The sequence below is a fragment of the Paenibacillus sp. EKM301P genome (genome assembly GCF_011800295.1).
Classification (GTDB): Bacteria; Bacillota; Bacilli; order Paenibacillales; family Paenibacillaceae; genus Paenibacillus; species Paenibacillus polymyxa.
In genome coordinates this window covers 158,478-182,817 of the sequence record NZ_JAALFM010000006.1, presented here as the reverse complement: position 1 = coordinate 182,817, position 24,340 = coordinate 158,478, and the positions used below count along the sequence as shown (strand labels likewise).

Here is a 24,340-nt window from a genome sequence, read left to right as displayed (position 1 = left end):
GTAAAAAAACTGCCGACAGGGTCGACAGTTTTAGTTTAAAGACCTTCTGATGATTCAATTGGATTCATCAGAAGGTTATTTTGCTATGTACTAGAAATCAATAATAGCTGCTGGAATTTAATGAGCTTATGATCGCAGGCAATAGAGCAACAGCCATAATGATATAGATAACAATTACAATAGCGGCCCATAGCAGGCCTGCTTTAGCGTAGTTCGCTTTGCTCGGATTTGTCGAGCCGCTAAAAGCCCACACAAACAGCATAACAATTCCAACTACTGGTATTGCCATCAGGAGTAAGCTGATCATCCACTCCTTGAATGAAACAGGTGGCGGGTAAACAGGGGCAGGTCTGGACGGTGCTCCTTGTTGATTGTATTGCGGATTAAACGGGTTAGACGGGTTAGACAATTGGATCTTCTCCTTACGTGTTTAGTATGTTGTGTTTCCTATATTGTCCAAAACATCATACATGATATGACAATAAGCAACAAGTAAAATTCAGTAAACAGTCTAATAGTACTATCACATGACCAAAAATAGGTCTATACACCCTATTGACGAAGTGCTAATTATATATTAATGTATTGATATTAACATTTTGTTTTTATCAAATGATTTAAATTAAAATTTACATAGAGCATTCGTTGCTTTTGAAGGAAAAGCGATGATGTCCCAAATATGAGCAGGTAGGTGACACAAGTGACAGATAGATCGAAATACAACGACAGTGGCTTGACGGAGGAGCAATTTTTGGCCCTTTATGATGCTAATCAATATGAGCGTCCATCCGTAACGGTAGATATGCTGCTATTTACTGTAATGGATCAGCTCCAGCAGAATTACCGTAAGCTACCGGAGAAAACACTTCAGCTCCTCTTGATCCAAAGAGGAGAGCATCCTTTTATAGGGCAATGGGCGTTGCCCGGCGGTTTTGTAGGCATGAATGAAAGCCTGGAAGAGGCTGCACGCCGTGAGCTTAAAACTGAAACCAATGTGGATCAGATTTATATGGAGCAGCTGTACACTTGGGGAGATGTAGCACGTGATCCGCGTATGCGGGTGATCAGCTGCGCTTACATGGCGTTAGTAGACCATGAATCCTTGGAGGTACAGGCAGGAGATGATGCCGCAGATGCTCAATGGTTTGAGCTGGATTACAGTGTGGCTCAGGAGACGCGGACGAATCAACCTGAAGGTTATACGTGGGAGCAAAACATTGACATTACATTGAAGCATGCGGACATCCTTTTAACAGCCAAAGTGAAAGTAACTGAAATTCTTAAAGGGAAAACCATAGAAATCAAGCGAGAAGTGCTGGAGACACAGGGAATTGCTTTTGATCATGCCAAAATTATTGCGTACGGTATTGAGCGTCTACGCAGCAAAATTGAATACACAGATATTGCGTTTCACCTGATGCCAGCTCTGTTTACACTGAGTGAACTCCAACAGGTGTATGAAATTATTTTAGGTAAAGAGCTGTTAGCCGCGGCTTTTCGTCGTAAAATAGCAGATCTCGTGGAAGAAACCAATGAATACAGGAAGGCGGCCGGACATCGTCCGTCCAAGCTATACCGATTTAAGCCACGGTCACGTTTTATATAGCATAAAAGGAAGAAGAAATGAGGATTAGTCATGGAGAAGTTTACATTTTTTTATCGCAGTCATTCACCATTTTCGCAATGGTACCCTTGTGAATTTGTCGTAGATGGATTGGAGTTTAACTGTGCTGAGCAATATATGATGCTAAAAAAAGCGCAGCTTTTCGGAGATGAAGAGGCAGCTCTGAAAATTATGCAAGCCCCTACCCCAAGGGAGCAAAAAGCCCGTGGTCGCAGTGTGCGCGGATTTGACCAATCCTTATGGGAAGCAAATTGCCAGCAATTTGTGTATGACGGAAATTATGCCAAGTTCACCCAAAATACGAATTTGCTCAAGCACCTGCTTAAAACGAAGGGAACTACTCTGGTTGAGGCTAGTCCTACGGATACCATTTGGGGTGTAGGTTTAGCTGAAAATGATGCTCGTATACGGCACCGGAAGCTATGGCGGGGTACGAACTGGCTGGGGGAAATATTGACGAATTTACGTGAAGATCTATTGCAAAAGGAGGATTAGTCACCATGAAAAACACAATGAATTCCCGAAGTAAGCGGGATGCCAGGTCACATATGGCGCATGAAACATTATCCATTTTAGAGAATGGGCATTATACAAATACCAAACAGGTACAAGTAAATATAGCAAAAGAGGTAGGGAATGCGGTCACAGGCTCGAAGCTATATAGACCTTCTCAACTGGTAGCGATAAAGCAAGATGCAGAGCAAAGAATAAAAAGTATATTAGGAGCTTCTTCCGATGTAGTCGAACAGGCGATCATTAAAAAGATGGAAGTAACGGGAGAAAGTACGTTGCAGGCCGCACATAGACTCCAGGTCGAGGAGAAGCGGGAACACGTAGCTTGTTTGAATTTTGCATCAGCCAAAAACCCCGGGGGCGGATTCCTTGGAGGCAGTCAGGCTCAAGAGGAAAGCTTGGCTCGTTCGTCAGCACTGTATCCTTGTATTTCACAAATGGAGGAAATGTACCAACATAATCGGAAGCTGCGGAGCTGTTTTTATTCAGATTATATGATTTATTCTCCTCAAGTTCCTGTATTTCGGGATGATCAGGGAACATTGCTGGAAGAGCCGTATCTAGTCGATTTCCTGACCGCGCCTGCTGTGAATGCTGGAGTCGTGCATGAACGGGAGCCAGAGCAGGTCAATCGGATTGGAGAAGTTATGTTGGAGCGCATTCGTTACATTTTGGGAATGGCCATGCAAAACGGTGTAGAACATCTTGTGCTTGGTGCTTATGGTTGTGGAGTATTCCGCAATAAGCCGGAGGAGGTAGCCAGTTGGTTTAAGCAAGTACTTGTAACTGAAGGATATGGATTCCTGTTTAAACGGGTTGTCTTTGCGGTATTGGACCACAAAACAGAGCAGCGTACTTTAAACAGTTTTAAAAATGCTCTATCCTGATGTTAGAGACAGATTAAACATTAATACTGATGAAATAGGAGAGTGCTGAATGAACCCATCTTCCAACATTACCTGGCATGTATCAGAAGTGGATAAGCAAGCTCGACAGCTTCTGAATGGACATAAGAGTCCGGTGCTTTGGTTTACGGGGCTGTCTGGCTCGGGAAAGTCAACGGTATCCTCCACACTCGAAAAAGCGTTATATGCAAGAGGTATACGTACATTTATTTTGGATGGGGATAATGTTCGGCATGGTTTGAATCGCAATTTGGGTTTCCTGCCCGCTGACCGCAAAGAAAATATTCGTCGTATAGCCGAAGTGTCCAAGCTAATGGCCCATGCGGGTGTTCTAACGATTTGCGCCACCATTTCGCCTTATCGTGAGGATCGTGAAATGGTAAAGGACATTTTACAGCAGGAGGGCTGTTACGAGATTTATATCCGATGCAGTCTAGAGGAATGCGAGCGTCGTGATCCAAAAGGCATGTACAAGAAAGCAAGAGCTGGAGAAATCCAACATTTTACAGGGATTGATGCTCCATATGAAGTACCGCTGGAACCTGATTTAATCGTATCTACGGAAGGCCGGGAGGTAAAGCAGTCGGTACAGGATATTTTGGATTTTCTCGATAGAAAGCAGCTCTTATTATGATTTTATGATGAATTCTATATGAATATTGTCTGAAAGTCTCTATAGCAAAACCTAAAGAAGTGATCAATGCGATCATTTCAGAATATAGAAATTGAAGTCACTTTATTGTAAATAAATACAGCACTATATTACGGCAAGCCTTAAGGGGCTTGCTTTTTTATTTGTGATTTTAAACTAATTCTAAATCCTAAATTATAATTATTATAAAAAAGTATTGATTTTTGTTTGTGCACAATTTATAGTGAAAGGCACAAGGTCAACCAATTCAATCAAGAGGTGATTTCAATTATGAGTAACCAACCAACGAACCTGACTACAAGCTGGGGCGCTCCTGTTGGAGATAATCAGAATTCGATTACAGCAGGCTCACGGGGGCCTGTACTAATTCAGGATGTGCATCTGCTGGAAAAATTGGCGCATTTTAACCGGGAGCGTGTGCCGGAACGGGTTGTTCATGCCAAAGGTGCGGGGGCACACGGATATTTTGAAGTCACTAATGATTTGTCTTCATATACAAAAGCAAGCTTTTTGTCCGAAGTGGGTAAGCGTACACCGATGTTTATCCGTTTTTCTACTGTGGCAGGTGAGCTAGGCTCGTCCGATACTGTACGCGATCCACGTGGATTTGCGGTAAAGTTTTATACAGAAGAAGGAAACTATGATCTCGTGGGCAATAATACACCTGTCTTTTTTATTCGGGATGCCATTAAATTTCCTGACTTTATTCATACGCAAAAACGTCACCCCCAAACGCATTTGAAAAACCCGAATGCGGTCTGGGATTTCTGGTCCTTGTCTCCTGAATCGCTGCATCAGGTAAGTATTCTCATGTCTGATCGCGGTATTCCCGCTACACTTAGACATATGCATGGTTTTGGCAGCCACACGTTCAAGTGGGTGAACGCCGAGGGACAGGCCGTATGGGTGAAATATCATTTTAAAACAGAACAAGGTATACAAAATCTCGATGTGGATTTAGCTGCGAAAATTGCCGGTGAAAACCCGGATTATCATATACAAGATTTGTTTAATGCGATTAAAAAGGGCGATTTCCCAGCATGGAAACTTTATGTGCAGATTATGCCCATAGAAGATGCGGATACGTACCGTTTTGATCCATTTGATGTGACCAAAGTATGGTCTCAAAAGGATTACCCGCTGATCGAGGTAGGGCGCATGGTGCTGAATCGTAATCCTGAGAACTACTTTGCTGAGGTAGAGCAGGCGACATTCTCGCCAGGTTCATTTGTTCCTGGTATTGAGGCTTCCCCGGATAAGATGCTGCAAGGACGCCTGTTTGCCTATGGTGACGCACATCGCTACCGTGTAGGTGCAAACCATAATGCGTTGCCAATCAACCGGCCGCATGCGGAAGTTCACAACTATCAACGCGATGGTGCATTGCGCAGTGACGGTAATGGCGGGGGATCTGTCTATTACGAGCCGAATAGTCTCGGCGGACCGAAAGAATCATCTGCTCACAAAATTGCTCCTTTTGAAGTGTCTGGCGAGGCACAAAGTGTAGCCTACGATCATCACGATCACTACACACAACCAGGGGACCTGTACCGCTTGCTGAGTGAAGAGGAGCGCTCACGTCTGGTCCGAAACATTGTAAATGCCATGAAGCCTGTAGAAAGTGATGAAATCAAACTGCGTCAGATCGGTCATTTCTATAAAGCTGATCCTGAATACGGGCGTCGTGTAGCGGATGGTCTGAGCTTGACCGTACCACAAGGCGAGTAGAAGGATTGGCAAACGCCTAACCTGAAAGCCGTATGAATAAATAATAAAAGGATGTCCCCACACCACATATATGGTGGAGGGGACATCCTTTGTTTTTGAGAGTCATGTAAAGCAGGGGCTACTAAATTCTCTTCAACCGAGGTAAGTAAACCACCAGAAACAGTGACCGTCCCAGGGCAAAGATGATAAAGGATAACCAAAGTCCATGATTCCCATAATGAGGAACGCACCAGAAGAGAGCAATCAAAAAGCAGACCAGTGAAATCAGCATCGAATTACGGATCGGATACGTTACCGTCATCCCTGTAAACACACCGTAGAATACCAGTCCCAGCCCGGCTGCTAGGGGAAAGACCACCAGCCACCCATTGTAAGGAGCTGTCAGGCTAATCACTGTAGTATTCCCTGTAAATAGCGAGATCAGCGGCTCTTTCAGTGCAAGATACAATCCTCCTGTCACTACACTGGTAACCAGTGTCCAGAACCAGGATAAATGAATAACTCTCTGCAGCATTTTACGATCTCCGGCACCACGAGCCTGTCCCGTCATGATGCTACTGGCGTTGGCGAACCCGTCAAAAAAGTAAGCCATAATGTAATGGATCTGCAACAAAATAGCATTTGCCGCCAATTGATCGGTTCCAAAGCTCGCACTGCGCGCCGTAAACAGATTAAACATCGTCAACAGGCAGGCAGTACGAATCATGAGATCAAGGTTCGTCGCCATGACACTTTTTAACTCTGAGGCACCGAACCATTCTCGCCAATTCCTCTGTCCGCTGCGCTTCCATTCTCTCCAAATCGGTGAACGGAACACCAGTACAAGACCCAATACACATGCAAGAGCTTCTGCAATCAGAGTAGCGCTTGCAACCCCAGCGACATTCCAATGCATGATCTGTGTAAATACAATAGCTAATAGCATATTAATCACATTCATGGATATTTGTAAAAATAGTGTAGCCTTCACGCGGGACAATCCCATCAGCCATCCGAGCAGCACATAGTTCACTAATGTAAGGGGTGCTCCCCAAATACGGATGTTAAAATAAATTGCTGCTTGCTCTGCCACATCCTGAGCTGGATGGATGAGCTGGAGAGAAGCTAGCAGAATGGGCTTTTGCAATACAATAAATACTGCACTAATGAGTAGAGCTATGGCAAGTGGGCGCATGAGAGCAGCAATGCCTTGATCGTTATTTTGTGCCCCTGCGGCTTGTGCTGTGAAAGCTGACGTACTGACTCGCAGAAAGCCAAACAGCCAATATAAAGTATTGAAAATAAGAGTACCGACTGCCACGCCGCCTAAATAGGCAGAGTGGCTTAAATGACCGATTACTGCTGTATCCACCGCACCGAGTAGCGGGGTTGTAATCGTCGAAATAATTAAAGGGATTGCTAAAGCAAGATAGGCTCGGTGGGAAGGCAGCATGTTGAAAAAACCTCCAGTAACGATTGTGTATAGGGATGCCGATCCGAATGAAATAATGATTCCTTGGAAAAATGCTCAAGCACACGGCCATCTTTCATAACCATGATTCGATCACTCATAAAGTGCACAGCCGCCAGATCATGCGAGATAAACAGATAAGCCAGTCCAAACTCATCCTGCAAATCCTTAAGCAGATTCAAAACCGTGGCTTGTGTGGTCACATCCAAACTTGCAGTCGGCTCGTCCAATACGATAAAATCCGGTTCTGTGCTAATGGCACGTGCAATGGTTACACGCTGCTTTTCCCCACCACTGAGCTGATGTGGGAACTTATCCAGATAGCTGGCCGGAAGCTTTACCATACCTAACAGCTGTTCTGCTATATTCCGACGTCCGGAGGGCAAACCCGCCATAAAGGAAGGAACATAGCACTTGAGCTGATCCAATGGCTCCAGCAGTGATTGCAGAATGGTTAGTCTGGGGTTCAAAGCTGCGGATGGATGTTGAAATACCGCCCCCAGTCTGCTGCGAATCCGTTTTAATTCACTTCGCTTTAATCCTCGAATGGACTGTCCGCCCAATCTAAGCTCACCTTGTTCAAACGGGTCCAATGTCAAAATACAGCGAGCGAGTGTGCTTTTCCCACTGCCGCTTTCTCCGACAACACCCAGACATTCTCCGGGCAAGACCGACAGAGTAACATCGTGCAGCACAGTTTTGCCCCCAGTGTAAGCCTTCGTCAAACCGGAGACGGTAACAACAGGATTAGAGCTGTCTTGCCACTGAGCGCAGGCGGCTTGATTATTCATGTAATATGCTCCTTCCCGGTGCAAGCTGTTCATCAGTGCTATTGCATGGCAAACGCGAAGGAGCGCCTGGAGACAGCGGCGGAATAGCCGCCAGCAAGCGACGCGTATAGGGATGGACTGGATGGTCTAGCACCGCTTGCGTTTGGCCAGCTTCAACCAAAACACCTGTACGCATTACTGCAATTCGATCCGCATACTTCCGTACATGCCGTAGATCGTGAGTAATCCACAAGACGGAAATTCCCGTTTCCATCCGGATTTGATCAATGAGCTGGAGTACTCGGTGTGCAGTCAGCGTATCCAGCGCAGTTGTGGGCTCGTCGGCAATAAGCAGCTTTGGCTTTAGAAGCAGTGCAGCTGCAATAGCCGCTCGCTGCAATTGACCGCCACTGAGCTCGAATGGATAGCTGCGGTACACACGTTCGGCGGGAAGCTGTACGTGCTCAAGCACCTCGATACAACGCTGTTTACGCGCTTTACGGTCTTGCTTGCCGTGAGCACACATCAGCTCGTCGAGTTGGCTGCCCACACGTAAAAAAGGTGTAAAAGCCCCGTGATAATCTTGAAAAATGTAAGATATTTCACTGCCAAGCAAGGAACGTCTTTGTTTAACAGGTAGGGCAAGCAAATTCTCGTCATTCCACATGATGATTCCTTCAGCGCTAACAGAAGCGGGGAGGAGACCGCCAATAGCGAACGCAGTCATGCTTTTACCGCTGCCGCTTTCGCCTGCCAGAGCACACCATTCTCCCGGATGAATGGCAAGTTCTAGTTGTTCTACAATCGTTTTTGCTTTTGTCCGAATCGTTAAGCCTTCAATAGTCAGCATGTATAGTTCACTCCTCTGACCGGGTTCTAACATCATATCGGTCGCGTAGCTTGTCTCCAAACACGTTCGCCAGTAGCACGGTGAGTACGACAGCTATGCCGGGACCAAGCATTAAATGGGGTGCCATTTGAAAATATGCACGCCCTTCATTCAACATCGTTCCCCATTCGGGAATGGGCGGCTGAGGACCTAAGCCCAAAAAAGATAGAGAGGCGATCATTAAGATGATTTTGCCGATATCCAGCGTAGCCAGTACCAGTACATTCCCAATGGCATGGGGGAGAATATGCCGCATGACAATTCGCAGGGAGGAGGTACCCGCAAGTATCGATAGCGAAATGTAATCCTTTTGCTTTTCAGCCAGAACGGTACTGCGCACCAGGCGGGCATAACCAACCCATTTTACTGCAGACACCGCAAATATAAGATTCCCTAAGCCTGGTCCAAGCAGGCCGCTTAGCACAATGGCAAAAATATAATCGGGCAAAGTCATGAAGGCATCGACTACACGTTGAAATACACGATCCACCCAGCCTCCAATAAATCCTGACAGCAGACCGAGGGGAACCCCGACAACCAGTGAAACGATCAAAATCAACAAACTGGTTCCGACTGTCGTCCGTAGTCCTGCTATGACTCTCGACAGCACATCTCTACCCATATGATCGGTTCCCAGCCAGTGCATTGCGCTGATCGGTTGAAGTCGACTTCCCATTTGGATATGATACGGATCTTGCGGAGCTAAGAAGGGTATGACTGTAATGGCTGTAAGAATAAACAGGATGGAAAGTGATCCGATCCATGCTTTGGACAATCGTGCCCTGGTGAACTGCCTGTTTTCCGCATGTACGGATTTTATCATGATAAACGTTTCTCCTTCAAAGCAATTTCAGGATTGACCCAACGGTAGGACAGCTCTACCAAGATATTGAGACATATAATGAATACGGCCATAAAGATTGTATAGCCCTGTATAATGGGGTAGTCTCTCGCGGCAATTGCATCCACAATCCATTTGCCAAGCCCCGGATAGGCGAATAGCACTTCGATCACCACCGTACCTCCCAATAGGCTGCCAATGCTCTCGCTGAACACCGTAATAAGTGGAACTAAGCTGTGACGGAACATGTGTCTGAAAAAAATGCGAACCGGACTGATTCCACGCGCTTGCGCTACTTTGATAAAATCCTGCCCCGAGCTTTCAATCAGACTTGCGCGAATCATTCGTACATAAACAGCCGCCATTGCCAATCCGAGGGTAAGAGAAGGGAGGAGTAAATGGAAAATAGTTCCGTCTCCCATAGACGGCAAAATACGCAATTTAACCGCAAACCATTCGATAAACAAAAGACCTAACCAAAAGCTGGGAATCGAGGAGCCAATTAAGGCAAACACACGACTGGCACTGTCAATCCAGCGGTTACGGTACAGCGCAGACAATGTGCCCAACGGGAGAGCTATCAGCAGCATAATGAACAGGGAGCCTCCAGTCAGGAGGAGTGTATAAGGCAGCTTTTCTATAAACTCTGTCAAGACTGGACGATGGGTTAAATAAGATTGTCCAAAATCCAACTGGAGCAACTGAACCAGCCACTTACCATATTGCACAGGCAATGGCTGATCCAGCCCCAATTGGCTACGCATATCTGCAATTTGCTGATTGGATACAGCTACATCATCTACTCGAAGAATGCTCCGAACGGGATCGCCCGGAACAAGCTTAAGCAGACAGAAGCTCACAAAGGAAAGAATAAGAAAAAACAACATAAACGTCAGAAACTTTTTGGCAATGGATTGAAACATGCTAGTTCACATCCAAGTCCTGGGTCAGCAGATAGTATTCACTTTGGCTGGTTACCCAGTTATGTACGTAATTACGATAGGCCACTACGTTGTTTGGATGAACTAGAAAGGATTGCAGATTTTCTTGGTCAATCAGCGTGACAGCCTTCAGCGCCAGCTTGTTGCGCTGCTCCTCATTCACAGTTGTGTTCAGTTGTGTAATCATACGCTCGAGTTCTGGTATATGCACACGACCGTAATTCAATGCTCCCTCCGGCATATAGGCCGCATTCAGGAAGTAGCTTGCATCGCCGCGCGGGGCTGTAATGTTACTGTAAGTCGCCAAATCCCAATCCTGATGAGCGGCCAGATATTCATCAATATTATCAACCTGACGGATATCAATCGTGATGCCAAGCTCCTTAGCGTTAGCCTGAATTAGCTGCGAAATGAGTGGGAGTTCTGCTCTCGACTGGTAGGTTAACAATGTAAAATGAAGGGGGGAGCCATCAGGATTCGTAATTTTGCCGTTCTGCACTGTATATCCAGCCTCTTTGAAGCCTTCTCGCGCCGCATTCAAATCAAACTTTTTCGTAATATATTCCGGTGAAAAAGGAAAATCCGGCAAGAACGGACCTTGCGCAGGGGTTCCCTGACCAGACATGATACCGCTCGCAATCTCATCTCGGTTGATCAGATGATCAAATGCTTTGCGCACAGCTGTTTTTTTCAGATCATGATTGTTCATATTGTAAATAAGTTGGTGCGTCCGCAGGCTGGGGAGAGAGTCAACTTTAACGGTAGAATCAGCTTTCAAGAGTTCCAGACTTTCAATGGGCGGACGGTACACAATATCGGCTGTTTTAGCTTGAAATGCAAGCTGACGTGCATTGGCGTCTTCGTTAAACATGAACTTGGCATGTTTCAGCTTTACTTCACCGTTCCAATAGTGCTCGTTGTGCTCCAGATTCAGTTCACTTCCGGCACGGAAACTGGCAACCTGGAACGGCCCCGTTCCCGATGGGAAGTCACCTGTGGCTGTGGTGTCCATAATTGCGGTATTCGGATGAACCAGCTCAGATACAAATTCCGGGAAGGGCTTGTCCGTTGTGATGCTCAAGATCTGCCCTTCTGCATGAATATCACGGATATGTAGTGCATTTTTGACCGATGGATTGAGCTTTAGCGCTCTTTCCAGAGAGGCTTTGACAGCTGCGGCATCTACGGCTTTCCCGCTATGGAATTTCACGCCTGGTCGGATGCTAAAGGTCCAGTGTCGCCCGTCCTTACTATCCCATTTCTCTGCAAGCCAAGCTTCCAGCTTGAGATCCTTATTCACTTTGATCAGTGTTTCATTTACTCCAGCACGAATGGCTGTGTAATTAATATCTGTATGAGGATCAATAGAAGGGCTTTGCACGTTGAACAATAAGGTGACACTCTTATCTTGTGGTGCCGTAGAGGATGTGGATGTAGTTGATGGAGATGAAGCACAGGCTGTCATCATCACCGCAATTACCGCGGGTATAAATAGTTTGAAATATGAACGTTTAAACAACAGGGAGTCCTCCTTAATAGTAATCGTAATTTTTACGCTTTACTCCGTGAGTCATATCGTAACCAAATGAGGAGGATTTGTAAATATGTAATTATATGAATACCTATCTAGATTCGTAATAAAAGGCTGCTTAACCATAAATGAGATGGTTAGCAGCCTTTAAATTTATTCAGGTATTATGTTTGGAATAAAAATAATGGTTAATTAGTGCATGGGTGCTTTAGCAGTGCCATGTTCAACATGAACTCTGCGAATGAAAAACGCAAGGATCAGACCGATCACGCTGATGACCATTGCAAAGAAAAATGAATTCTGAGATCCGACTACCATGGCTTTAGCCATTTCATTTACGGATTGAGGCATGCTGGATTGGCTCAAATAGCTGTCCATGCCTTTGGAGAGAATACTTACCGCTACGGCAGTACCGATTGCACCAGCGACTTGCTGGAGCGTACTCATAATAGCCGTTCCGTCTGGGTATAGATCCATAGGGAGCTGGTTTAGACCGTTTGTTTGAGCTGGCATCATAATCATAGAAATACCGATCATCAAGCAACTATGAAGCACAATAATGAGTACGAGCGTGGATGTCGTTGTAATGCCTGACAGGAAAAACAACACAGCAGCCACGATTACAAGTCCTGGAATCACAAGCCATTTGGGACCGAATTTATCGAATAAGGAGCCCATAATAGGCGACAAGAGACCGTTGATAATCCCACCGGGCAGAAGCACCAAACCTGCTGTTAGAGCGGACAAGGCCAGCCCTTTTTGCAAGAACAGTGGAAGAATCAGCATCGTAGAAAGGATCGTCATCATACATAAGAACACCATGATAACGCCGATCACAAACATTGGATATTTAAATACACGCAAATTCAGCATAGGTGCCTTCATTTTCAACTGTCGTACAGAGAACAAAATCAACGATACCACACCGACAATCACAGGAAGCAAAACAACCAAGCTGGTCCAGCCTTCGCCACCTTCTCCGGATTTACTGAAACCAAACACGACACCGCCGAAACCAATGGAAGATAGGATAATAGATAAAAGATCAATCTTGGGCTTGGTCGGTTCTGAGACGTTCTGCATAAACAAAATACCGCAGATCAGCGAGAGTACCAGGAACGGAAGAGAGATCCAGAAGATCCAGTGCCAAGATAAATTTTGTAGCACCAGCCCTGCAATAGTAGGCCCTACCGCAGGTGCAAACATAATAACCAATCCGATAATTCCCATAGCCGCGCCTCTTTTTTCAGCAGGGAAGATAATTAAGATGGTGTTAAACATTAACGGCAATAACAGTGCTGTACCAATGGCCTGCAAAATGCGTGCGATCAATAACACTGAAAAGGTAGGGGCAAGCGCCGCAACGAGACAACCAGCTATTGAGAACAGCAACGATGCCACAAACAGCTGTCTTGTAGTAAAGGTTTGAAGCAGCAATCCCGATACAGGCACCAAAATACCAAGTGTCAGCAGATAAGCGGTAGTCAGCCATTGGGCTGTTGCTGTTGTAATATGCAAAATCTGCATCAAATCATTCAACGCAATGTTAAGTGCCGTTTCACTGAACATTCCAATAAAGCCACTAAGGAGCAGGGCAATCATAATAGGTAGCACCTTGAACGTCTTGGGTTCAGAGGGTGAACTTGTTTGACTCATTGTACTCATGTTGTTTTTGTTCCTCCAATAAATTAATGGGTATTGAATTATAACGATCGGTCTATATATAATAAACATGCTATTATTTTTTTGTCAAAGTAAAAGTTTCAAATATTATATAATGAAGGATGCTGTATATGGCTGCTAAACCCGAATCATATGAGAATATCGTACAAACGGCGTCGAGACTCTTTTTTCACCAGGGGTATCATGCGACCGGACTGAATCAGATTCTTGCGGAGAGTGGATCGCCGAAGGGATCACTTTATTATTATTTTCCACATGGTAAAGAAGAGTTGGCTTTGGAGTGCATAAGAAGAGGGAATGAGTTTATTAAGCAAAAATTAAAACAGGCACTGAGCGGAAACGAAAATCCTGTAGTAGCCATTCAGGATTTTATTCGTCATACAGCTGAGGAGGCAGACCGTCTCGGCTTTGACAGCTTCATGCCGATTGGCTTCTGGGCTGCTGCGGAAACTTCCTGTATCAGCGAATCGCTACGTCATGCTTGTGTGAATACGTTTACAGATTGGCAGCACATTTATATGGAGCGTCTTCAGGAATCGGGCTTGGATGAGGAAAAGGCACACAGCCTGGCGGTACTGATCATTTCAATGCTCGAAGGTGCATTAATTTTGGCCGTTACGCAACAGAGCAGTGCTCCAATTTATAACATCGTGGATTACATTCCACAATTGGTCAAATGACTTAGCTGGTCGGTTTCCAAGCGCCCCTAATGAGCTCCAACAAGCGACTTTAGAGAGTCGATGTTTTCATTTTTGAGAACTCGGCTTTTTGGTGCATCCTGGGATGTAATTTTACTCACATTACCAGCACCAAATGATGAAAAGTATGGTAAAATGGAATGAATTTGATTTTGTGCGAAAGGAAGAGTGATGCAAGTGGCAAAAGCGAAGGTACCCAAACGGCCTACTCGGGATGAATTTGTACTTGAGGAAATCGGGAATCAGCTTGTAGAAGCACAACAAGAGCAATCCGAAGTTGTATTGACTGTATGGGGACGCGAAGAAGCAACCCGCGGACAAATCGTTAAAATGGATCCGAGAACAGGCAAGGTTCATGTAGAGAGCAATGGAGAAACGGATAAAGTTCCTTTTATGGATATCATGAGTGTAAATTACCCGAGAGATTAGTTGTGATTACATAAATATAACAGAAAGGGATGAAAGAATGTCAAAGTTAGGCGTCTCCCTTACAATCGGTATTTTTATGATCATCTTTTCAATGATTTTCGGTTTTAAAGTATATATAGTTGTTTCTGCTGCTATGTTCGGACTTTTTGCTTATCTAGCTATAGCAGGATATCTCAAACGTAATAACCAGGATGATCCGTCAAATGATGGCTATTATGAATTTTTGGAAAATGTCAGGAACTAATAATTATTATTCATGAATAAAAAAACAACCGAGTGGTTTACAGCCATCGGTTGTTTTTTTATATTCTGCTATATAAGTGGTAAAGAGAACACCGCATGGCTGCGTTGACCTAGGCCTGGTATAGGTTTATGTAGCTTTGATCGGGCTGGCATGATTGGTGCGGGCTGCGGCTTTCTTAAGCACCTTACGATCGAAAATGAAGGGGCCGAACGGCAACAGCGAGGCAATCAAGGCTGCAAGCCCTTGCAGCAGCGTAATTTTACGCAATATCAACATGACTAACGTGGCAACCACATAAGCCACAAACAGTACCCCATGGATCATTCCCACCCAGCTTACCATTTGCGGCATTCCAGCTGCGTATTTAAGTGGCATGGCAATACATACAAGCAGCAAATAAGAAATCGCTTCAATATTACCAATGGCACCAAACGTTTTAAAAGCATTTTTGAACATAATAGACCTCCTTTTTCTGTTACTTAAAATTTAATATATCCTATAATGCAATGTTATTAAACGGTAGAAAGTTACGATATATCGAAAATTTACAGCTAACTCTTAATATTTACTTTGATACTCGGGTCACAACGTCCGGGTTGTTTAGATTAACGTAAGAAAAAAATGAGGTCTAAACATTTGGTATGGAAATTCCGATAACAGTTAAATGAACGTCTGTACGTTATGGTATATATTTTAAAAGCTGGATTGCAGCAGAAGGGTTTGTGCGTTTACTTATTCGTTTTGACAAATAAAATTTCCATACTGGTATCAAGGAGAGCATAGCATATGAATAAAAAACGTCTGCGTCAATGGATGGCTCCGTTCGCAACGGCCACACTGATTTTGAATACGGGATATGGCATTTTGGGACCCGATGCAGTGGCTAGCGCGTTGCCGACTGAAAGGCATAACTCAAATCTGACAGGTTTGAATAGTGCACAATCACATACCAAATTAGCAACCGTTCAAGGGCGCCAAATGCCGTTCACTTCTGGCGCGAAATTGACTTCGTTAACTGGTCAGAAGACCACTCTTAACCAAATGATAAAAGTAATGTCGAGCCAGCTGGTTACTTCGAATATTGCGCCAGCAGATGTAAGCAGTCTTACTGCGGTTCCTACAGAAACAACAAAAGTAAATTTGTCTTGGATCAATCCGTCGGACATCAATTTTGATCATGTAAAAGTGGTTAATGTCACTAACGATGTATATGTAGATAACATTCGAAGTAACTCTTATATGATGAGCGGTTTACAGCCGAACACGACATATACCTTTCGCGTGAAAACGGTGAATAAGAGTGGAAATGAATCTCTCGGTACAACAATACAGGCTAAAACAGCTTCCGTTGATGGTCCTGTAGATAAGACACCCCCAGGAGAAGTAAGCGGGCTGACAGCGACGAATGTAGGTTATAATGGATTTACCATCAATTACATATTGCCTAAGGATACTGACTTAAGCCAAGCGATTATCTATTTAAATGGTACAGAAATTCAGAGAACCACAGGCACGTCTTACACGTTTAATGTCTTGAATGCTGCTACAGCCTACAATGTAACGGTCAAAACGATAGACAAATCCGGAAACTTATCTCAGGGAGTTAGTATTCCCGTTACAACGTCTTCAGTTTCTACCGATATTGTGCCCGAAGTGACAGGTGCTTCAGTGACATCAGTTAATAACTATAGCGTTACTGTTTCCTGGACAAGACCTAGCGGAATTAGTACAGTCAGTCTGTATAAGGATGGACAGCTGGTAACTGATTCAACAGGATCATCCTATACATTTAACAATCTATCGGCAAGCCAGACATACACGTTTACAATAAAGTCCAAGCGAAGCACAGGTGCGTTGTCTTCCGGTGTGAAACTGACTGCCACAACGGACAGTACATCCTCCAATTCGTCAGAAGTGTCCAATCTTGAAGTCGATAGTAAAAGCGACACCTGGATCAAAATCACCTATGATATGCCGAGTCGAGCAGAGAAGGTGAAAATTTATGTTGATGGTGATTATAAGGGAACTACATCCTCAGAGTCCTATAAAATTACGGATTTACGAGAAGGACGCTGGTATGAGATTAAGGTCATAACTGTAAATAGTAGTGGAAGGGAATCTAGTGGTGTAAAGATATCGGAACGCACGAATTCGGATGGTTACTACTCTTCGTCCTCTAGTTCATCGAACTATGAGAAAGCGAGAGATTTAATGCGGATTGCGGAGAACAGTCTAAATGCGTCCGACTGGCGTTCTGCCAGAGATGCGATTAGTGATCTGCCAACCGGTACACGTAAAAGCGATCTGCTGGATCGATTAGAGGCTATTCGTAATAGGGCATTAGGTACCGGCAGTTCATCGTCCGGGACGAGTTCAACTACAACGACTTCCGGCACTACGACGAATTACACGAACAGTGCGGTTGCTTCCTATTCAACGTCGTTCACCCTAACACCAGGAGCTAAAACAGCTTATGTGGATGGTCGGGCTACAACGATAGCTCAGGCGCCGAAAATCATAAATGGCGTAACGATGGTCCCGTTACGATTTATCAGTGAACGGGTGGGTTACGATGTAAATTATGAAAAAGGCACCAAAAAGATCATTCTGAATCGTCCTACAGACGGCAAACAAATAGTACTTCAAGTCAAGAATTCCACACTTGCTGTATATGAGTTAAACAACTCCCGAAATTATTCGACGAGCATCACTGCTCCAGTTATTGTTAACGGCTACACGCTGGTTCCATTACGAGTCATCAGCGAGCTTTCGGGTTATCAGGTAAACTATAATACTGCATCCAAACAAATTACGATTACCAAATAAATACTTCTGAAAAAAGAGTTCTAAAGTAAAAACTTTAGAACTCTTTTTGTTAGGAAATGTATATGAACATGCGAAAAAGGGAGCTTTTAGACGCCCATAAGATCTACGCATTACTGAATATTCGAACAGGCATGAAAGCGAAATTCATGAGGGGTTAATCCACATCGTTCCTTGAAGATTCGATAGAAATATTTCATATCATGAATACCGACTTCAAGTGCGATCGTTTGAACGCTCCAATGAGTATCTAATAGTAAGCTACAACTCTCGTGAATACGAATATCCTGCAGCATTTTGGTGTAGGTCATGCCGCTGGCTTGTTTAAATTTGCGTTGAAATTGCCGTGAGCTAATTAAGAATTGCTTGCAAATTTGGTCAACAGACAACGGATTTTTATAATTTCTGGTTATATCATCAATCGCATACTGAATGGGATCGGTTATGATTGGCTTGGAAACATGAGCTACTTGTTGCATAGCATGGCTGATATGTTCTAATAAATCGATTAAGTATAAATAAAGTTTATATCTAAATCCGGTGGATTTACATTTTTGCTCCATTTCAATAGTGTACATAATTTTAGCAAATTCTTTTGCGTTTTCTCGAACTTGAATATAGTCAGTACATTCCCGAAAAAGAAGAGCCAAACGATAGAAATCCTCTTGAATTTGGCTATCAGCAGGCTCTCCGGGCAATGTTAGTATTTGCTTGTCAAAAAGACAGTTCATAACCTCAAGCGGTGTATGATCTGTTGTATTACTCTGAACAAAGAGATGTTCTTTTCCATAAGGGATAAAAATAATATCTCCCTTGGAGACGGGCAACGTTTGTGTAGAAAATTTTAGTGTGCCGATACCTTCCTTGATATAAGATATTTCGTAAAAATCATGAGCGTGTTTTTGAATATTTCCCTCTATTTGAATAGGACAAAGAGAAATTGGAGTCCCATTTGTGAAATTATGGTCTAGATAATATGCCTCTTCGCTAACCAATGCGATCCCCTCCTTTGTTGGTAGAAAGCACACCATTTTTTAGTCATAAATTTTATTATATCAATTTTTAAGATGTATTCAATTGGTACAGGTCGTAATTGCCCATAAGCTGTCGCTCATGACCATTTAAGTGAAAAATCGAAACTATTAAAATTTTAAATATAAATACAAAGGAGGATAACATGATGAGTGTTAGTTTAACTACAGAGCTTCCAGAAGAAAAAAAGCCATATTTGCTGCGTAGCGGGGATGGAAGAAGGTATGTATTTGGTCAACAGGTAGCTACTGTTATTGCCGATTTTAAAAGCACTGGGGATGTACTCGAATTAACGACGATTTCAGGTGGGAAAGGAGAGACCTTTCCGCTACACAGACATAAAGATGCTTTTGAATCTATCTATGTAATGGAAGGTAAAATTGAATTTATGCTCGATGGAGTGAACTATTTGTTGACTGCCGGAGACTATGTTCATATCCCTCCTGGAATCGCACATGCGTATCGAATGGCTGGGCATCGAAATCGCTTTGCTTCCTATTCGATTAAAGGTAATCTCACGGCAATATATGAGCTTTTAGGAGAGCCGTATCCTTACTTTGAACATCCAACCACAGCGATGAATTCGTATTCTGAGAATCAATTGACGGAAGCTTCCAATAGAGCAGACATTGTATTCCTTCAAGATGCTGTTCAATGGGGGGAGTATAACTCGCCTGAAGAAAGCCATAATCCAAGACGCGTAGCTCCTTATGTTCTGGAAAATGGAGAGGGAGACCGTTTGCTCACTGGAGACCAGCTTCACAGGATTCTAGCTACTCAAGAAAATACGAACGGGGAATACATTTTTGTAGCTTCTGATGGCCCGAAAGGAGACCCCATTGTTGAACATTTTCATAACCACCATACAGAAACTTTCTTCTGTGTGCAGGGACAAATGACGATGTGGGCAAACGGAGAAGAAGTAAAACTATTCCCTGGAGATTTTCTTCATGTACCTGCAGGAACACTTCATTCGTATAGACTGGACTCTCATTATACGAAAGTCGTAGGTATGTTGGTGTCTGGATTGTTCGAACCTTTCTTCCGGGCATTGGGTGAACCGCACGAAACATACACCTTTCCAACAGAACCAGGCCCGCTCCGTATGGATCGTGTAATGGCTATTATCGACGAACTTGATCTGAACGTGGTGGCTAAATCTCCGCTCGATCGTAAGTAGGGAGGACGCAGTGTCAGTTAACAATCGCACCAAACAATCTGAGTCCTATGCTATTATCTGGATACTCGCATTTGCAATGGTGATTTCAGTGATGAATTCTACCATGTTTAATGTCGCGCTACCTTCACTACGCGAAGAATTTCAATTATCCTCTTCCCAAGTAAGCTGGGTTGTAACAGCATATATCATTATTTATGCTATTGGATCAGTGGCTTACGGAAAATTGGCGGACATGTTTAGGTTGAAGAACCTAATTACCTTTGGATTATGTTGCTTTGCGCTAGGATCTATAGTCGGCTTTTTTTCTTCTAATTATTGGATGGTTATTGTGAGCAGAATATTCCAATCCATTGGGGCGTCTGTTGTTCCGGCCTCATCCATGTTGATCCCGATTCGCTATATATCAATCGTAAATCGTGGGAAAGCTTTGGGGATTACTTCTGCCGGAATGGCTTTAGGGACGGCAATAGGTCCAATTATTGCTGGTTTTGTTATTGGATTTGCAAGCTGGCGTTACCTATTTTTAATCTCATTTTTAATAATTGTTACCATTCCTCTTTTTAGAAGGTATTTAATCAATGAAGCACCTTCAAAAGGAAAAGCTGATCTCATAGGAGGTATTTTGCTTGCCGCTTCCATTACGCTGCTGCTGCTCTCCATTACTGGTCACAGCTGGAGCTATTTCGCGGCTACAATCCTCATATTCGTATTGTTCATTATTCGTATTAACAAAACAGGTGAACCCTTTATTGAACCGACACTCTTTAAAAATACAAGATATACGATAGGGTTGTTTATCGCTTGTATGGTTCTTACCCTTAATTTATGTGTTCCGTATTTGATACCGCAGGTGCTAAGCTCAATGCATCACTTATCTTCAGTAAGTACAGGACTCGTAATGTTTCCCGGTGCTTTGATTGCTGCATTGCTTGGGCTGGTAGGTGGGAAAATCGCGGATGCAAAGGGCAACCGCTTTGTATTTTCGTTGGCTTTCCTGTTTCAAGTGATAGCATATCTTATATTAGGTATTTTTATAAAGGCGGTTCCAGCAGTTATTGCGATTATTTTAATTCTAGCGAATACTGGGTTAACGTTCGCTCAGATTACAATGGCAAGCACCATTTCTCGAACATTAAGCGGCAAGCAAACCGGAGTTGGTATGGGTATCTATATGATGGGAAGCTTTATGGCGGGGGCTATCGGAACGTCTATTCTAGGATCCGTACTTGATCAAGAAGCACAAAGTCAAAGTGTGTTCAGCTCTATTTTTTGGATTATGGGCATATGGATCATAGGATTTGCTATATTTTATTTTACAGTTTTCCGTAAAAAAGCAACATTCGTTTAGCAACACATACAGTAATCCAATAACCACGTACCTTATAATAATCGCCATAGCCTGTGCCAGGAGTGTTTTCATTCCGATGGCAAAATGATAAAACGCTACTGACCTTCGTATGTCAGTAGCGTTTTATATCGTTTCAATAACAAACGAGGAAGAGGGGGGAACTTAGGAAATCGATCCAACCTAATAGCTACTACTTATTTTGGTGGTTTTAACATTAGGTCATCAATGCACCGATGGTATCTCAATGCTTACTTGTCCGCCGCCTGTCTGGGTAGAGTTGGCGATGATCAACTGTCCGCCATGTAGGTTCACAATGGATTTTGTTATATATAGGCCCATACCGTAATGTCCACTTAATCTTCTGGACGAATCACCCATATAAAATTGCTCCGCTGCTTGTTTGAGGCCTTCAGGAGAGAAGCCCGGGCCTTCGTCTACGATGCTGAACCGCATACATTCTTCCACAGACTCTACAGTCAGCCGGATTTCGCTATTTTCTGGTGCTTGATCTACCGCATTAGAAGCAACATTCATGATGGCTCGCTCAAGCAGAACGGGGTCTGCATACAACGTCTTAGGGAGGTTGTATGCAGCAAATGCGACGGATGTTTTTTTGACAGCAGCCAAGGCCTTTACCTGATCTTTCACCTTCGTTAAATAGTAGTCCGTATCTATCGTTTCCGCCTGCAGGGTGGCTACTGTTTCTGCTTTTGAAATTTCAATAAGAGTTTTGATATACTGTTCCATTTGCCTGGTGCTCTCCGCTATATAATCGGTATAGTTCTTTTGCTCTTCCGATTGATCGGTTTCGGACAGCAGCTCTACGTTTCCGCGAACGATAGTGAGCGGTGTTTTAACATCGTGCGCAAGCGCGGATATTTGCTCGCGGCGTGATTTTTCGAGATTCCATTGCTTCTGAAGCGAAGTCTTTAACGTTTCTTTCATTTTATCCATGGAATGGAGCACCTGATCGATCTCCATCACACCACTGAGCTGAATTGAGAAGTCCAGATCCTGTGCCTGAATTTGCTTTGTAGCCTGCTGCAATCCACTCATTTTGCGTGTCAGCTTTCGTCCGAAGGAGGAAGCGAGTAGGGCTCCTCCCCCCAGGAAGGCGATACAAAACACGGCAAAAAAGGACAATTCCGCGTTCGGCAGATATTGACGTAGAAAAGGATGTTCAAACTGTGCCGAGACAGAGTAGCGCATCACAGTAACTTTATTATTATGTGAAACTTTTACATAGTTATAGGGAAATTGATAGGCAGTATTGCTCTGCTGCGTAACACTCCAAGCGGCTTGAGCCTGCTTTTCAGGAAGATTTCCCTCAATGTGGCGGCCTTCCGAAGTGAATAACGCATATCTATATAGTTTCTGCCGAGAATCCGGCTGTAGGGTCTTGCCAGCTTCAATGATTGCCTTATCCTCCCGTACTTGATTTTCAGCATAGTTCGCGGGAAGAATGGTTCCACAAGACATCAGGACATAGAAGATGAGGACCAGGAACAGCGCGAGCGCAATTGTCCCGATACAGAACATAACTAAATAGCCCAGGAAAATGGTTCGCAGTTTGGTTGTCTTGCGTGCTTGCTGTACTTTGGCTACTTCCATCGGTACCCGATCCCCCAAACTGTCTCCACTGGCGAAACCTCTACTTTGCCAAGCTTGGCCCGGATATTTTTGATATGCTCCACAATGGTAGCGGAATCGCTGTCCCCATCAAACCCAAAGACGGCTTCATAAATCTGCTCTTTAGAGAACACCTGGCCCCAATTTAGAGCTAAAAACTTACATATTTCATATTCACTTTTGGTAAACGGGATTACAACATTCTGAACGGTGATTTCCTTACCAGACAGATTAAAATGAACTTCCCCGATGCAGAATACATTTCGTCGTTCACGATGCTCCCGTCTGAGATGGGCGTTGATTCGAGCGCGCAGCTCTCCAGCCCCAAACGGCTTGACAATATAATCGTCAGCCCCTTCCCCAAGGCCCAACATCACATCGTTCTCCATGGATTTTGCTGTGAGGAACAGTATCGGACAGTCCACCTTGCTGCGAATTTCCCGACAGAGGGTGAATCCGTCCATGCTTGGCATCATTACGTCAAGCAGGATGAGGTCAAAGGCTCCAAGCTGCATGGTGAGAACCTGTGGGGAGGCGGAGACCACCGTGACAACATGGCCATCTTTTTGCAAAATATTTTGAAGGAGTGCCAAAACGGCAGGTTCATCATCAACGGCCAACAAGTTTGCCATGCTTAATTCACTTCCCTTTGCTTTCTTTACTCTAATCTTTACTCCGATGAGTTTTGTCCTTCCCAACGACCAATCCATAACCCTAATAATACCATGATGACGAAGGTCCCTACTACGCAATATCTGATTCCCAAATCAAGCTGTATAGTTTCAGGGATAGAATCTGCTGAGCTTACGCCGTATTGTACCCAGATCGTGATGAACCGGGCCGCCCAAGCAGGGGGGATGAATATCCAATTATGATCACCCAGCCCTGTAAGGAGCAAAGCAGACAATAGACTCTCCATGATGCCCAGACCGATAGAAGCTCCTTTGCCGAATCTCAAGCTAATGAAAAAATGCAGAATATAAAGGAATACACTGGACATAAACAGAATGCAGGCAGCCAACACATAAAACATCAAGCCATACGGGGACTCTTTCATCAGATATATATAACCAGCTCCAAAGCCGCCTGAGGCAAGCAGCACACTACCAAATCCCAAGCACAGAAGCAGGCTAAGCTTGCTCAAAAAAGGTAGCAGCTTCACCGGCGAGGTCAAGAGGTGTTGGAAATTTCCAGCGACTGACTCCTGCTCAACAGCAATGGAGCATACAATACCAATCATGGTAGGAAGAGCCACAGCCAGGACTTGCAAATAGCCGTCTACCTTCGAAATTGGTGAGTATGGAGTAAAGGAATAATAGGCTAGAAAGATTGCTATGCCTAGGAGTGGCACAAGCAGCTGCACCAGCAATAAGGGCTGCCTTCTAAGTTTAAGCACATCAGATTTCAGATTGCGGAAGAAGGATATCATC

At 44.1% G+C, this 24,340-nt stretch carries 24 protein-coding genes; 11 read left to right on the top strand and 13 right to left on the bottom strand.

Translation table 11 applies throughout. From position 1 onward, the window contains the following. Positions 1 to 97: 97 nt before the first annotated feature. Positions 98 to 409, bottom strand: a complete 312-nt coding sequence (locus tag HFD99_RS16420; RefSeq protein WP_017427018.1) for a hypothetical protein — start codon at positions 407 to 409, stop codon at positions 98 to 100. A 291-nt stretch (positions 410 to 700) separates the two neighbouring features. Here HFD99_RS16420 and HFD99_RS16415 point away from each other — a divergent pair, with 291 nt between their 5' ends. The 5 genes from HFD99_RS16415 (at position 701) to katA (ending at position 5,422) form a co-directional block, all read left to right on the top strand. Beyond that, positions 701 to 1,606 (top strand): NUDIX hydrolase, encoded by a 906-nt coding sequence (locus tag HFD99_RS16415; RefSeq protein ID WP_123797258.1) that lies wholly within the window; start codon positions 701 to 703, stop codon positions 1,604 to 1,606. Between the two features lie 30 nt (positions 1,607 to 1,636). Next, the gene (locus HFD99_RS16410) at positions 1,637 to 2,119 is read left to right on the top strand and encodes an NADAR family protein (RefSeq protein ID WP_016820795.1); all 483 of its coding nucleotides are present in this window, start codon (positions 1,637 to 1,639) and stop codon (positions 2,117 to 2,119) included. Between the two features lie 5 nt (positions 2,120 to 2,124). Next, the gene (locus HFD99_RS16405) at positions 2,125 to 3,024 is read left to right on the top strand and encodes a TIGR02452 family protein (protein ID WP_123797257.1); all 900 of its coding nucleotides are present in this window, start codon (positions 2,125 to 2,127) and stop codon (positions 3,022 to 3,024) included. Between the two features lie 49 nt (positions 3,025 to 3,073). After that, entirely contained in the window at positions 3,074 to 3,676 is a 603-nt protein-coding gene (gene cysC / locus HFD99_RS16400) for an adenylyl-sulfate kinase (protein WP_017427014.1), read from the top strand. Between the two features lie 288 nt (positions 3,677 to 3,964). Then, the gene (gene katA, locus HFD99_RS16395; RefSeq protein ID WP_016820798.1) at positions 3,965 to 5,422 is read left to right on the top strand and encodes a catalase KatA; all 1,458 of its coding nucleotides are present in this window, start codon (positions 3,965 to 3,967) and stop codon (positions 5,420 to 5,422) included. Between the two features lie 121 nt (positions 5,423 to 5,543). On the opposite strand, the gene HFD99_RS16390 is transcribed toward katA, so the two are convergent. The 7 genes from HFD99_RS16390 to HFD99_RS16360 all read right to left on the bottom strand — a co-directional run bounded on the left by HFD99_RS16390 (position 5,544) and on the right by HFD99_RS16360 (position 13,500). Further along, positions 5,544 to 6,854 (bottom strand): MATE family efflux transporter, encoded by a 1,311-nt coding sequence (locus tag HFD99_RS16390; RefSeq protein ID WP_025364970.1) that lies wholly within the window; start codon positions 6,852 to 6,854, stop codon positions 5,544 to 5,546. Continuing rightward, on the bottom strand, positions 6,821 to 7,663 hold the full coding sequence (locus HFD99_RS16385; RefSeq protein WP_031461525.1) for an ABC transporter ATP-binding protein: 843 nt from the start codon (positions 7,661 to 7,663) through the stop codon (positions 6,821 to 6,823). Before HFD99_RS16385 ends, HFD99_RS16390 begins: the two co-directional genes overlap by 34 nt. Beyond that, a complete protein-coding gene (locus tag HFD99_RS16380; protein WP_025364968.1) occupies positions 7,656 to 8,492 on the bottom strand; it encodes an ATP-binding cassette domain-containing protein in 837 nt (278 codons plus the stop codon). Before HFD99_RS16380 ends, HFD99_RS16385 begins: the two co-directional genes overlap by 8 nt. A gap of 7 nt (positions 8,493 to 8,499) precedes the next feature. Further along, complete coding sequence (gene nikC / locus HFD99_RS16375) at positions 8,500 to 9,354, bottom strand: nickel transporter permease (RefSeq protein WP_031461524.1); 855 nt, start codon at positions 9,352 to 9,354, stop codon at positions 8,500 to 8,502. Then, complete coding sequence (gene nikB / locus HFD99_RS16370) at positions 9,351 to 10,295, bottom strand: nickel ABC transporter permease (protein WP_031461523.1); 945 nt, start codon at positions 10,293 to 10,295, stop codon at positions 9,351 to 9,353. Before nikB ends, nikC begins: the two co-directional genes overlap by 4 nt. 1 nt (position 10,296) lies before the next feature. After that, on the bottom strand, positions 10,297 to 11,832 hold the full coding sequence (gene nikA, locus HFD99_RS16365) for a nickel ABC transporter substrate-binding protein (RefSeq protein ID WP_123797255.1): 1,536 nt from the start codon (positions 11,830 to 11,832) through the stop codon (positions 10,297 to 10,299). 204 nt (positions 11,833 to 12,036) lie between these two features. Beyond that, a complete protein-coding gene (locus tag HFD99_RS16360) occupies positions 12,037 to 13,500 on the bottom strand; it encodes a DHA2 family efflux MFS transporter permease subunit (RefSeq protein WP_177189517.1) in 1,464 nt (487 codons plus the stop codon). A 137-nt stretch (positions 13,501 to 13,637) separates the two neighbouring features. Between HFD99_RS16360 and HFD99_RS16355 the strand changes: the two genes are divergently transcribed. From HFD99_RS16355 to HFD99_RS16345, 3 genes are all read left to right on the top strand, one after another. Further along, positions 13,638 to 14,207 (top strand): TetR/AcrR family transcriptional regulator, encoded by a 570-nt coding sequence (locus tag HFD99_RS16355; protein WP_025364963.1) that lies wholly within the window; start codon positions 13,638 to 13,640, stop codon positions 14,205 to 14,207. Between the two features lie 195 nt (positions 14,208 to 14,402). Beyond that, positions 14,403 to 14,654, top strand: a complete 252-nt coding sequence (locus HFD99_RS16350) for a YolD-like family protein (protein WP_025364962.1) — start codon at positions 14,403 to 14,405, stop codon at positions 14,652 to 14,654. 37 nt (positions 14,655 to 14,691) lie between these two features. After that, complete coding sequence (locus tag HFD99_RS16345) at positions 14,692 to 14,898, top strand: hypothetical protein (protein WP_017427005.1); 207 nt, start codon at positions 14,692 to 14,694, stop codon at positions 14,896 to 14,898. 126 nt (positions 14,899 to 15,024) lie between these two features. Here HFD99_RS16345 and HFD99_RS16340 read toward each other — a convergent pair whose 3' ends face one another. After that, positions 15,025 to 15,354, bottom strand: a complete 330-nt coding sequence (locus HFD99_RS16340) for a DUF3817 domain-containing protein (protein WP_016820809.1) — start codon at positions 15,352 to 15,354, stop codon at positions 15,025 to 15,027. A gap of 330 nt (positions 15,355 to 15,684) precedes the next feature. Here HFD99_RS16340 and HFD99_RS16335 point away from each other — a divergent pair, with 330 nt between their 5' ends. Beyond that, on the top strand, positions 15,685 to 17,724 hold the full coding sequence (locus HFD99_RS16335; RefSeq protein ID WP_103042454.1) for a fibronectin type III domain-containing protein: 2,040 nt from the start codon (positions 15,685 to 15,687) through the stop codon (positions 17,722 to 17,724). Positions 17,725 to 17,834: 110 nt separating this feature from the next. On the opposite strand, the gene HFD99_RS16330 is transcribed toward HFD99_RS16335, so the two are convergent. Continuing rightward, positions 17,835 to 18,716 carry a helix-turn-helix domain-containing protein gene (locus HFD99_RS16330; protein WP_017427003.1) on the bottom strand — a complete coding sequence of 294 codons (882 nt, stop codon included), beginning with the start codon at positions 18,714 to 18,716 and terminating at the stop codon, positions 17,835 to 17,837. Positions 18,717 to 18,901: 185 nt separating this feature from the next. Between HFD99_RS16330 and HFD99_RS16325 the strand changes: the two genes are divergently transcribed. Together HFD99_RS16325 and HFD99_RS16320 are read left to right on the top strand one after the other, a co-directional pair. After that, positions 18,902 to 19,933 carry a quercetin 2,3-dioxygenase gene (locus HFD99_RS16325; RefSeq protein ID WP_017427002.1) on the top strand — a complete coding sequence of 344 codons (1,032 nt, stop codon included), beginning with the start codon at positions 18,902 to 18,904 and terminating at the stop codon, positions 19,931 to 19,933. Between the two features lie 10 nt (positions 19,934 to 19,943). Next, entirely contained in the window at positions 19,944 to 21,281 is a 1,338-nt protein-coding gene (locus HFD99_RS16320; RefSeq protein WP_038978018.1) for an MFS transporter, read from the top strand. A gap of 222 nt (positions 21,282 to 21,503) precedes the next feature. On the opposite strand, the gene HFD99_RS16315 is transcribed toward HFD99_RS16320, so the two are convergent. Genes HFD99_RS16315 through HFD99_RS16305 form a run of 3 tightly spaced genes read right to left on the bottom strand, consistent with a single transcriptional unit; the run spans position 21,504 to position 24,339 of the window. Beyond that, complete coding sequence (locus tag HFD99_RS16315; RefSeq protein ID WP_017427001.1) at positions 21,504 to 22,892, bottom strand: HAMP domain-containing sensor histidine kinase; 1,389 nt, start codon at positions 22,890 to 22,892, stop codon at positions 21,504 to 21,506. Continuing rightward, entirely contained in the window at positions 22,883 to 23,542 is a 660-nt protein-coding gene (locus tag HFD99_RS16310; RefSeq protein WP_019687345.1) for a response regulator transcription factor, read from the bottom strand. Before HFD99_RS16310 ends, HFD99_RS16315 begins: the two co-directional genes overlap by 10 nt. Positions 23,543 to 23,580: 38 nt before the next feature. Beyond that, on the bottom strand, positions 23,581 to 24,339 hold the full coding sequence (locus HFD99_RS16305) for a lantibiotic immunity ABC transporter MutG family permease subunit (protein ID WP_025364956.1): 759 nt from the start codon (positions 24,337 to 24,339) through the stop codon (positions 23,581 to 23,583). Position 24,340 lies beyond the last annotated feature (1 nt).

Excerpts from the sequence above, each read along its gene's own strand:
- HFD99_RS16385 (WP_031461525.1), bottom strand. The coding sequence starts at position 7,663 with ATGAATAATCAAGCCGCCTGCGCTCAGTGGCAAGACAGCTCTAATCCT.
- HFD99_RS16310 (WP_019687345.1), bottom strand. The coding sequence starts at position 23,542 with ATGGCAAACTTGTTGGCCGTTGATGATGAACCTGCCGTTTTGGCACTC.
- HFD99_RS16405 (WP_123797257.1), top strand. The coding sequence starts at position 2,125 with ATGAAAAACACAATGAATTCCCGAAGTAAGCGGGATGCCAGGTCACAT.
- HFD99_RS16345 (WP_017427005.1), top strand. The coding sequence starts at position 14,692 with ATGTCAAAGTTAGGCGTCTCCCTTACAATCGGTATTTTTATGATCATC.
- cysC (WP_017427014.1), top strand. The coding sequence starts at position 3,074 with ATGAACCCATCTTCCAACATTACCTGGCATGTATCAGAAGTGGATAAG.
- katA (WP_016820798.1), top strand. The coding sequence starts at position 3,965 with ATGAGTAACCAACCAACGAACCTGACTACAAGCTGGGGCGCTCCTGTT.
- HFD99_RS16335 (WP_103042454.1), top strand. The coding sequence starts at position 15,685 with ATGAATAAAAAACGTCTGCGTCAATGGATGGCTCCGTTCGCAACGGCC.
- HFD99_RS16360 (WP_177189517.1), bottom strand. The coding sequence starts at position 13,500 with ATGAGTCAAACAAGTTCACCCTCTGAACCCAAGACGTTCAAGGTGCTA.
- HFD99_RS16340 (WP_016820809.1), bottom strand. The coding sequence starts at position 15,354 with ATGTTCAAAAATGCTTTTAAAACGTTTGGTGCCATTGGTAATATTGAA.
- HFD99_RS16305 (WP_025364956.1), bottom strand. The coding sequence starts at position 24,339 with ATGATATCCTTCTTCCGCAATCTGAAATCTGATGTGCTTAAACTTAGA.
- HFD99_RS16390 (WP_025364970.1), bottom strand. The coding sequence starts at position 6,854 with ATGCTGCCTTCCCACCGAGCCTATCTTGCTTTAGCAATCCCTTTAATT.
- HFD99_RS16325 (WP_017427002.1), top strand. The coding sequence starts at position 18,902 with ATGAGTGTTAGTTTAACTACAGAGCTTCCAGAAGAAAAAAAGCCATAT.
- HFD99_RS16410 (WP_016820795.1), top strand. The coding sequence starts at position 1,637 with ATGGAGAAGTTTACATTTTTTTATCGCAGTCATTCACCATTTTCGCAA.
- HFD99_RS16380 (WP_025364968.1), bottom strand. The coding sequence starts at position 8,492 with ATGCTGACTATTGAAGGCTTAACGATTCGGACAAAAGCAAAAACGATT.
- nikB (WP_031461523.1), bottom strand. The coding sequence starts at position 10,295 with ATGTTTCAATCCATTGCCAAAAAGTTTCTGACGTTTATGTTGTTTTTT.
- HFD99_RS16355 (WP_025364963.1), top strand. The coding sequence starts at position 13,638 with ATGGCTGCTAAACCCGAATCATATGAGAATATCGTACAAACGGCGTCG.
- nikC (WP_031461524.1), bottom strand. The coding sequence starts at position 9,354 with ATGATAAAATCCGTACATGCGGAAAACAGGCAGTTCACCAGGGCACGA.
- HFD99_RS16315 (WP_017427001.1), bottom strand. The coding sequence starts at position 22,892 with ATGGAAGTAGCCAAAGTACAGCAAGCACGCAAGACAACCAAACTGCGA.